Below are 10,344 nucleotides of genomic sequence, written 5' to 3'. Positions count from 1 at the left end.
CTTGGCGCAGCCTGGTGTGGGCCTACGCCAATGAGCAGGTCAACCTAGTGCTGTCTGGCGACCGGCCACAGCCTGGCGTTGAAGAGTTTCTCAATGGACTCCCGTCACTGAACCTGCCCGCGTAGGCCGCACCCCCAATTTACCACCCGCCAACGAGCGGGATTTTTTTTGCCTGGAGAAAAACTATGACTGTTTCCGAAAGGGATCGCGACATCCTGGCTCGCACCTTGTGGGGAGAGGCCCGCGGGGAAGGCCTGGCCGGTCAGATCGCCGTGGCCTGGACCATCCGCAACCGCGTGAACGACGGCAGGGACCGCTCGTGGTGGGGCGAGGGTTATGCCGGCGTGTGCCTGAAGCCGTACCAGTTCAGCTGCTGGAACAAGAACGACCTGAACTATCCCTACCTGAGCGGCGCCAAGCCGATTCCGCCGAAGCAGTTCGCCCAGGCGCAGCGTGCGGCCGACCTGGTGATTTCCGGCACCGAGGCCGACATCACGAAGGGCGCGACTCACTACTACGCCACGACCATGCCGAAGGCTCCGGCCTGGTCGGCCAAGGCCACGCAGACCTTGCGGCTGGGTAATCACGTGTTCTTCAAGGATGTGCCATGAATCCCGTGGGCTTGAAGGCCTGGGCCGTTGGCATGCTGGCGCTCGTGCTGATCGCGGTGGTCGGGACATGGACGGTTCAGGACTGGCGCTACGGAATGAAGTTGGCGGAGCAGGCCGGCTTGCACCAGGCCGACCTGGCAGCCATCAGCAGTGCCGCAGCCGCCCAGGCCCGCGTCGAGCAGGATAAGCGCCTGAGCCTGGAACAGCGGCTGTCGGCCAGCGAACAAACCCACCACAAGGAACTGACCAATGCCCAACGTGACCAAGATCGCCTGCGCGATCGCCTTGCCACTGCTGATGTCCGGCTGTCAGTCCTCCTCGAGGATCCAACCAGTTGCAACGCAGTGCCTGCCACCACCGGCGCCGTCGGCGTGGTTCATGGAGCCCGTCGAGCCCAACTTGACCCAGCGCATGCTCAAAGAATTGTCGCCATCACCGACGCCGGCGACAGGGGGTTGATTGCGCTGAAGGCATGCCAGGCGTATGTGCGTGAGTTGAATAAATAGGGATTGTGATCGTTCGGCAGGACGCCGGAGGCGGGGATAAAAAGGCTGTGTGATGAGAATGTGTCACACGCCGTGATACGATGTGACATGAAGCGCTAAATCTGAACGGTTGTGACGATTGCGGGCGTCGTAACCTATTGATATTGCTTGTCTTTACCTAAAGGCGCATGATTTAGGTTCCAGCGCCGCAAGGTGTGAGAGTTCGAGTCTCTCCGTCCGCACCATACAAGTGGCTATTTAAATAGCAGAAAACGGCGCAGTACCTGAAAGGGGCTGCGCCGTTTTTGTTTTTGGTGGTTCTGTGTTTGGCGTCGGTGCTGTTTTTGCGGTTGTGCGCAGCGGTCGGTTTGTCGCGAATGTGTTTCGTGATGATGCGCGGTATGCCCGTTGGTCTCCTTGGTGGGGCGGGGCGCTGCGTGACCGGACAAGCCGCTTCTATATATAGAAGCGTTGGCGCAGAGCCTTGGACTGAATCGACTGTATTTGCAATCCGGGTGGGGCATGACTGTTTGCCCCATCCTAAATCCGGCGCCTGTTTCCAGCGCGTTTTCAGTAGGGTGACTTCTTGAGTTTGACCTACTAGAATGCATGCCCTTGATTCTGGGGTCGGAAACGCCCGGCCAACGTCTGTGCAACGAGGAATATCCATGCAAGTTTCTGTTGAAAATACTTCTGCTCTTGAGCGCCGCATGAGCATCACCGTGCCGGCTGAGCGCATCGAGACTCAGGTCAACAAGCGTCTGCAGCAGACTGCCCAAAAGGCCAAAATCCCAGGTTTCCGCCCAGGCAAAGTGCCAATGAGCGTGATCCGTCAGCGTTACGAAGCTGATGCGCGTCAGGAAGCCGTGGGCGACGTGATCCAGTCTTCGTTCTACGAAGCGGTCGTCGAGCAGAAGCTGAACCCGGCTGGCGCACCGTCCGTCGAGCCTAAAGTGCTGGAAAAAGGCAAGGACCTGGAGTTCGTCGCCACGTTCGAAGTGTTCCCGGAGTTCACGGTTGCCGGTTTCGAGTCCATCGCTGTCGAGCGCCTGAGCGCTGACGTGTCGGATGCGGACCTGGACAAGATGCTGGACATCCTGCGCAAGCAGAACACCCGTTTTGAAGTGACCGAGCGCGCTGCCCAGAACGAAGACCAACTGAACATCGATTTCGTCGGCAAGGTCGACGGTGAAGTGTTCGCTGGCGGCTCCGCCAAGGCTACCCAGCTGGTACTGGGCTCCGGTCGCATGATTCCTGGCTTCGAAGACGGCCTGGTTGGCGCCAAGGCCGGTGAAGAGCGCGTTCTGAACGTGACCTTCCCCGAGGATTACCAGAACCTGGACCTGGCTGGCAAAGCCGCCGAGTTCACCGTGACCGTCAACAGCGTTTCCGAGCCGAAACTGCCTGAGCTGAACGAAGAGTTCTTCGCCCAGTTCGGTATCAAGGAAACCGGTCTGGAAGGTTTCCGCACCGAAGTTCGCAAGAACATGGAGCGCGAGTTGCGCCAGGCCATCAAGTCCAAGGTCAAGAACCAGGTCATGGACGGTCTGCTGGCCTCCAACCCGATCGAAGTGCCAAAGGCCTTGCTGGACAACGAAGTGAACCGTCTGCGCGTGCAGGCTGTTCAGCAGTTCGGCGGCAACATCAAGCCGGACCAACTGCCGGCCGAGCTGTTCGAAGAGCAAGCCAAGCGTCGCGTCGTGCTGGGCCTGATCGTGGCCGAAGTGGTCAAGCAGTTCGAGCTCAAGCCTGACGAAGCCCGCGTTCGTGAGCTGATCCAGGAAATGGCCTCGGCCTATCAAGAGCCTGAGCAAGTCGTGTCCTGGTACTACAAGAACGACCAGCAACTGAACGAAGTCCGTTCGGTTGTGCTGGAAGAACAAGTTGTGGATACTGTTCTGCAGAAAGCTAGCGTGACCGATAAAGCGGTCTCTTACGAAGAAGCGGTCAAGCCGGTGGAAGCTCCACAAGCCGATTGATGGTTCTGCGGTAAGAAATAAACACCCATAAGCCAGCCTTCGTGCTGGCTTATGCGTATTCAAGACATAACTATTTGGGAGTGACTGCGAGACATGTCCCGCAATTCTTTTTATCAGCAGAGCTCTGACATCCAGGCCGCAGGCGGCCTGGTCCCGATGGTTATCGAGCAGTCCGCCCGCGGCGAACGTGCCTATGACATCTACTCGCGTCTGCTCAAGGAACGCGTCATCTTCCTGATCGGCCCCGTTGAAGACTACATGGCCAACCTGGTCGCGGCGCAGCTGTTGTTCCTTGAAGCGGAAAACCCGGACAAGGATATCCATCTGTACATCAACTCACCTGGCGGTTCGGTGACTGCGGGCATGTCGATCTACGACACCATGCAGTTCATCAAGCCTGACGTTTCCACCATCTGCATCGGTCAGGCCTGCAGCATGGGGGCCTTCCTGCTGGCCGGCGGCGCAGCGGGCAAGCGTCACTGCCTGCCCAACTCGCGGATGATGATTCACCAGCCGTTGGGTGGCTTCCAGGGCCAGGCGTCGGATATCGACATCCATGCCAAGGAAATCCTCCACATTCGTTCGCGCCTGAATTCGTTGCTGGCCCATCACACCGGCCAGAGCCTCGAAACCATTGAGCGCGATACCGAACGTGACAACTTCATGAGCGCCGAGCGTGCGGCCGAATACGGCCTGATCGACTCTGTGATCAACAAGCGTCAAATGCCTGCCTAAGCCGCTCAAAATGCAGGTGGTTGGGATGACCGGCCGCCTGCGGGCTTGAAAAAGCCCGCAATTGCCTTCATCTTGTGTTGCAAGCCTATCGGATTTGGATCGATCGAATGACTGACACCCGCAACGGCGAGGACAACGGCAAACTGCTTTATTGCTCCTTCTGTGGCAAAAGCCAGCATGAAGTGCGCAAATTGATTGCCGGCCCCTCGGTCTTCATTTGCGACGAGTGCGTCGACCTGTGCAATGACATCATCCGCGAGGAGGTGCAGGAAGCCCAGGCCGAGAGCAGCGCGCATAAATTGCCTTCGCCTAAAGAAATCAGCGGCATCCTTGATCAGTATGTGATTGGTCAGGAGCGTGCGAAAAAGGTACTGGCCGTAGCGGTGTACAACCACTACAAGCGCCTGAACCAGCGTGACAAAAAGAATGACGAGGTCGAACTCGGCAAGAGCAACATCCTGCTGATCGGCCCGACAGGCTCGGGTAAGACCCTGCTTGCCGAAACCCTGGCTCGTTTGCTGAACGTTCCGTTCACTATCGCCGACGCAACCACCCTCACCGAGGCGGGTTATGTAGGTGAAGACGTCGAGAACATCATTCAGAAGTTGTTGCAGAAGTGCGACTACGATGTGGAAAAAGCCCAGATGGGTATTGTCTACATCGATGAAATCGACAAGATTTCCCGCAAGTCCGACAACCCGTCCATCACCCGGGATGTTTCCGGTGAAGGCGTGCAGCAGGCCTTGCTCAAGTTGATCGAAGGCACGGTCGCTTCCGTTCCACCCCAAGGTGGTCGCAAGCATCCGCAGCAGGAATTCCTGCAGGTCGACACCCGTAACATCCTGTTCATCTGCGGTGGTGCGTTCTCCGGCCTGGAAAAGGTTATTCAAAACCGTTCCACCCGTGGTGGCATCGGTTTCAATGCCGAAGTGCGCAGCAAGGAAGAGGGCAAGAAGGTCGGTGAGTCCCTGCGTGAAGTCGAACCTGACGACTTGGTCAAGTTCGGTCTGATCCCGGAATTCGTCGGTCGTCTGCCAGTCCTGGCGACACTGGACGAGCTGGATGAAGCGGCGTTGATGCAGATTCTGACCGAGCCGAAAAACGCCCTGACCAAGCAGTATGCCAAGCTGTTCGAAATGGAAGGTGTAGACCTGGAGTTCCGTTCCGACGCGCTGAAATCGGTCGCCAAACGTGCCCTGGAGCGTAAGACCGGTGCCCGTGGGTTGCGCTCGATTCTCGAAGGCGTATTGCTCGACACGATGTATGAGATCCCCTCGCAATCCGAGGTGAGTAAAGTCGTGATCGACGAAAGCGTTATAGAAGGCAAGTCCAAGCCACTGTATATCTATGAAAACAGTGAGCCGGCTGCCAAGGCCGCACCGGACGCATAAGCGTCCCGCTGCCGGAATAAAGAAGGGGCCTTCGGGCCCCTTTGCTTTTAGCGCGTTTTAGACGTGTCTTAGCGCTTGTTTTTTTTCAAGGCTGCCCCCATCTTGGTTTCAAGCTTACTTCCATCTGTTTCCGGCCCTAGGGCCGCCGTAGAGGCGAAATCATGAAGACAACCATCGAATTGCCTCTCCTGCCATTGCGCGATGTCGTGGTGTATCCGCACATGGTTATCCCGCTGTTCGTGGGGCGCGAGAAGTCCATCGAAGCCCTCGAGGCTGCGATGACGGGTGACAAGCAGATTCTTCTGCTGGCTCAGAGAAATCCAGCCGACGATGATCCCGGCGAAGACGCACTGTATCGCGTAGGTACGATTGCAACGGTTCTGCAATTGCTCAAGTTGCCCGACGGTACCGTCAAGGTCCTGGTCGAAGGCGAGCAGCGCGGGACTGTCGAACGTTTCAGCGAAGTGGACGGTCATTGCCGGGCCGAGGTGTCGCTGATCGAAGAAGTCGATGCGCCCGAGCGTGAATCAGAGGTGTTTGTCCGCAGCCTGCTGTCACAGTTCGAACAATACGTGCAACTGGGCAAGAAGGTGCCTGCAGAGGTCCTGTCGTCGCTCAACAGCATCGACGAGCCTGGGCGGCTGGTCGATACGATGGCGGCCCACATGGCCCTCAAGATCGAGCAGAAGCAGGAAATCCTCGAGATCATCGACCTGTCGGCCCGTGTCGAGCACGTGTTGGCATTGCTCGACGGCGAGATCGATCTGTTGCAGGTCGAGAAACGTATTCGCGGTCGCGTCAAGAAGCAGATGGAGCGCAGCCAGCGCGAGTACTACCTGAATGAGCAGATGAAGGCCATTCAGAAAGAGCTGGGCGATGGCGACGAAGGTCACAACGAAATCGAAGAGCTGAAAAAACGCATCGATGCCGCTGGCTTGCCCAAGGATGCTTTGGCCAAGGCTCAGGCTGAGTTGAACAAGCTCAAGCAAATGTCGCCGATGTCTGCCGAAGCCACCGTGGTGCGCTCCTACATCGACTGGCTGGTCCAAGTGCCGTGGAAAGCCCAGAGCAAGGTGCGTCTGGACCTGGCTCGCGCCGAAGACATCCTCGACGCCGACCATTACGGTCTGGAAGAGGTCAAGGAACGCATCCTTGAGTACCTCGCCGTGCAAAAGCGTGTGAAGAAAATTCGTGGCCCGGTTCTGTGCCTGGTCGGTCCTCCCGGCGTTGGTAAAACCTCCCTGGCCGAGTCGATTGCCCACGCCACCAACCGTAAATTCGTACGCATGGCCCTGGGTGGCGTGCGTGACGAGGCGGAAATTCGTGGTCATCGCCGGACCTACATCGGTTCGATGCCAGGAAGATTGATTCAAAAAATGACAAAGGTCGGCGTGCGCAATCCGCTGTTCCTTTTGGACGAAATTGACAAGATGGGCAGCGACATGCGCGGCGATCCTGCCTCTGCGTTGCTCGAAGTGCTCGATCCTGAGCAGAATCACAACTTCAACGATCACTACCTCGAGGTCGACTACGACCTGTCGGACGTGATGTTCCTCTGCACCTCCAACTCCATGAACATTCCGCCGGCATTGCTGGACCGGATGGAGGTGATTCGTCTACCGGGCTACACCGAGGACGAGAAGATCAACATCGCCGTGAAGTACCTTTCGCCCAAGCAGATCCAGGCCAATGGCCTGAAAAAAGGCGAGCTGGAATTCGACGAGGAAGCGATTCGCGACATCATCCGCTACTACACCCGCGAAGCCGGCGTGCGTGGCCTGGAGCGGCAGATTGCCAAGGTCTGCCGCAAGGCGGTCAAGGAGCACGCGCTGGAAAAACGCTTCGCGGTCAAGGTCACTGCGGACCTGCTGGAGCACTTCCTGGGCGTGCGCAAGTTCCGCTACGGCCTGGCCGAGCAGCAGGACCAGATCGGCCAGGTGACTGGCCTGGCGTGGACTCAGGTCGGTGGTGAGTTGTTGACCATCGAAGCGGCCGTGGTACCGGGCAAGGGGCAACTGATCAAGACCGGTTCCCTGGGCGACGTGATGGTCGAGTCGATCACCGCGGCGCTGACGGTGGTGCGCAGTCGTGCTCGGAGCCTGGGCATCCCCCTGGACTTCCATGAGAAGCGCGACACGCACATCCACATGCCTGAAGGGGCTACGCCCAAGGACGGCCCAAGCGCCGGCGTAGGCATGTGCACGGCCCTGGTCTCGGCATTGACCGGCATCCCGGTGCGCGCTGACGTCGCCATGACGGGTGAAATCACGCTGCGCGGCCAGGTCCTGGCGATCGGCGGCCTGAAGGAAAAACTGCTGGCGGCACACCGTGGCGGGATCAAGATCGTGATCATTCCCGAAGAGAATGTCCGCGATCTGAAGGAAATTCCTGACAACATCAAGCAAGATCTTCAGATCAAACCAGTTAAATGGATTGACGAGGTCCTGCAAATTGCGCTGCAATACGCGCCGGAGCCCTTGCCGGATGTGGCTCCGGAGATTGTCGCGAAGGAAGAAAAGCGAGAGTCTGACTCTAAGGAAAGAATTAGCACGCATTAATACGCATTTGCCTGGGGGGCCTTCCTTGACAGTTTTTTAGAGCCCTTGTTATAAAGCGGCTCTTAAGTGTCTGCAGGCCATTCAGCACTCGTTTTTGCTTTCACCAAAAAAACTTAGAATCATCTCAAATAGATATAAGGGGACTTAGAGTGAACAAGTCGGAACTGATTGATGCTATCGCTGCATCCGCTGATATCCCGAAAGCTGCTGCTGGCCGTGCGCTGGACGCTGTAATCGAATCCGTCACTGGCGCTCTCAAGGCTGGCGACTCCGTTGTTCTGGTTGGTTTCGGCACCTTCTCCGTGACTGATCGCCCAGCTCGTACCGGTCGCAATCCGCAGACCGGCAAGACGCTGGAAATTCCTGCTGCCAAAAAGCCAGGTTTCAAAGCTGGTAAAGCACTGAAAGAAGCCGTTAACTAAGGTTTCGTTGAGTTTATCCGGGTCGGGGTCATGCCTGGCTTGGCAGCGGAGCGGTAATGCGACCGGTTGCTACCGGTTTGTGACGCCAGGGCTTGCAGGTGCGAGCCCGGTCCGCTCCGCCAGTTACGAGAAGGCGCATCCTCGGATGCGCCTTTCTTCTATCCGGATTCTACCCACGCTCCACGGTTGCCTAAATTTGAAGTTCAACCGTTTCTGGGGGACGCATGCTGCAGAATATCAGGGACAATTCACAAGGCTGGATTGCCAAGACCATCATCGGGGTCATCGTCGCATTGATGGCGTTGACCGGTTTCGATGCCATTTTTCAAGCCACCACCAACAGCAATGACGCGGCCAAGGTCAACGGCGAAAAAATCAGCCAGAACGAGCTGAGCCAGGCGGTCGACATGCAACGCCGTCAGCTCATGCAACAGCTGGGCAAGGATTTCGACGCCTCTCTGCTGGACGAAAAAATGCTGCGCGATTCGGCGCTCAAGGGCCTGATCGATCGCAAGTTGCTGTTGCAAGGCGCACACGATGCGAAATTCGCTTTCTCCGAAGCTGCGCTTGATCAAGTCATCCTGCAGACGCCTGAGTTCCAGGTCGATGGCAAATTCAGCGCCGAGCGTTTTGATCAGGTGATCCGCCAGCTGGGTTACAGCCGTATGCAATTCCGCCAGATGCTGGCTCAGGAAATGCTGATCGGTCAGTTGCGTGCCGGTCTGGCGGGCAGCGGTTTTGTCACCGATGCCCAAGTGCTGGCATTCGCCCGCCTGGAAAAGCAGACCCGTGATTTCGCCACCTTGAATATCAAGGCCGATCCTGCGTCGGTAAAGCTGACCGATGATGAGGTCAAGGCTTACTACGACCAACACGCCAAGGAATTCATGACGCCTGATCAGGTGGTCATCGATTACCTCGAGCTGAAGAAAGCCTCTTTCTTCGATCAGGTCAGCGTCAAGGACGAAGACCTGCAAGCGGCCTACCAGAAAGAAATCGCCAACCTGTCCGAACAGCGTCGCGCTGCGCACATCCTGATCGAAGTGAACGACAAGGTGACCGAAGCCCAGGCCAAGGCGAAGATCGAAGAGATTCAGGCTCGCCTGGCCAAAGGCGAGTCGTTTGAAGCCCTGGCGAAGGAGTTTTCCCAGGATCCGGGTTCGGCGAACAATGGCGGCGATCTCGGCTATGCCGGTCCAGGCGTCTACGATCCGGAATTCGAAAAGGCCTTGTACGCCTTGAGCAAGGACCAGGTCTCGGCACCGGTCCGCACCGATTTCGGTCTGCACCTGATCAAGCTGCTGGGTGTCGAAGCGCCTGAAGTGCCGACTTTCGCCAGTCTCAAGGACAAGCTGACTCGCGAGTTGAAGACTCAGCAGGTGGAGCAGCGTTTCGTGGAGGCGACCAAGCAACTGGAGGATGCCTCGTTCGAGGCGTCCGACCTGGCACAGCCGGCCCAGGACCTGAAGTTGACCGTCCACACATCGGCCCCGTTCGGTCGTGAAGGCGGTGAAGGGATTGCGGCCAATCGCGCCGTGGTCACTGCGGCGTTCAGCCCGGAAGTGCTGGATGAAGGTGCCAACAGCACCGCTATCGAGCTGGACCCGGAAACCGTCGTGGTGCTGCGTGCCAAGGAGCACCGCAAGCCTGAGCAACTGCCGCTGGACAAGGTGGCAGGGCCGATTCGTGCTCAGTTGGCCAAGGAACATGCCAGCGCAGCGGCCAAGACCCGCGCCGACGAGCTGATCGCCAGCCTGCGCGACGGCAAGACGGCACTGGACAAACCGATTGACGGCCAAGGCTGGAAGGCCATCGAAGCGGCCACCCGCAACCAGGAAGGCATCGACCCAGCGGTGCTGCAAGCACTGTTCCGCATGCCCAAGCCAGAGTCCAAGGACAAGCCGACGTTCAGCAGCGTGACCTTGCCTGACGGCAGTCTGGTGGTCGTGCGTCTGAACGGCGTGAACGAAGCGGCGGCACCGACTGACGAAGAGAAAGCGGAATATCGTCGCTACCTTGCGTCCCGTGTGGGTCAGCAGGACTTCGCGGCCTATCGCAAGCAGTTGGAGAGTCAGGCGGATATCAAGCGTTTCTAATCGCTTGATGCTTTTTCAAACCTGGCTGTGATGCTGCTCACTTGAAAAAACGGCGCTTCTTCAGAAA

Annotated in this window: 8 protein-coding genes; all 8 read left to right on the top strand. The window is 57.9% G+C overall.

Going from position 1 to position 10,344, the window contains the following annotated elements; genetic code table 11:
• Positions 1-185: 185 nt before the first annotated feature.
• Positions 186-611 (top strand): cell wall hydrolase, encoded by a 426-nt coding sequence (locus BLP82_RS26585; RefSeq protein WP_092175390.1) that lies wholly within the window; start codon positions 186-188, stop codon positions 609-611.
• A complete protein-coding gene (locus BLP82_RS26580) occupies positions 608-1,117 on the top strand; it encodes a lysis system i-spanin subunit Rz (RefSeq protein WP_092175387.1) in 510 nt (169 codons plus the stop codon). The genes BLP82_RS26585 and BLP82_RS26580 overlap by 4 nt, the downstream gene beginning before the upstream one ends.
• Positions 1,118-1,764: 647 nt before the next feature.
• Entirely contained in the window at positions 1,765-3,075 is a 1,311-nt protein-coding gene (gene tig, locus BLP82_RS26575; protein ID WP_060738324.1) for a trigger factor, read from the top strand.
• 93 nt (positions 3,076-3,168) lie between these two features.
• Complete coding sequence (clpP, locus tag BLP82_RS26570; protein WP_003183177.1) at positions 3,169-3,810, top strand: ATP-dependent Clp endopeptidase proteolytic subunit ClpP; 642 nt, start codon at positions 3,169-3,171, stop codon at positions 3,808-3,810.
• A 107-nt stretch (positions 3,811-3,917) separates the two neighbouring features.
• Positions 3,918-5,201, top strand: coding sequence for an ATP-dependent Clp protease ATP-binding subunit ClpX (gene clpX, locus BLP82_RS26565; RefSeq protein WP_024778305.1), 1,284 nt, complete (start codon positions 3,918-3,920; stop codon positions 5,199-5,201).
• Between the two features lie 161 nt (positions 5,202-5,362).
• Positions 5,363-7,759 carry an endopeptidase La gene (lon, locus tag BLP82_RS26560; protein ID WP_014339302.1) on the top strand — a complete coding sequence of 799 codons (2,397 nt, stop codon included), beginning with the start codon at positions 5,363-5,365 and terminating at the stop codon, positions 7,757-7,759.
• A gap of 149 nt (positions 7,760-7,908) precedes the next feature.
• Positions 7,909-8,181, top strand: coding sequence for an HU family DNA-binding protein (locus BLP82_RS26555; protein ID WP_003183171.1), 273 nt, complete (start codon positions 7,909-7,911; stop codon positions 8,179-8,181).
• Between the two features lie 224 nt (positions 8,182-8,405).
• Complete coding sequence (locus BLP82_RS26545; protein ID WP_092175384.1) at positions 8,406-10,277, top strand: SurA N-terminal domain-containing protein; 1,872 nt, start codon at positions 8,406-8,408, stop codon at positions 10,275-10,277.
• Positions 10,278-10,344 lie beyond the last annotated feature (67 nt).

Origin of the sequence: Pseudomonas sp. NFACC37-1 (genome assembly GCF_900101575.1) — a bacterium.
Classification (GTDB): Bacteria; Pseudomonadota; Gammaproteobacteria; order Pseudomonadales; family Pseudomonadaceae; genus Aquipseudomonas; species Aquipseudomonas fluorescens_AA.
This window is presented reverse-complemented; position numbering and strand designations above follow the sequence as displayed.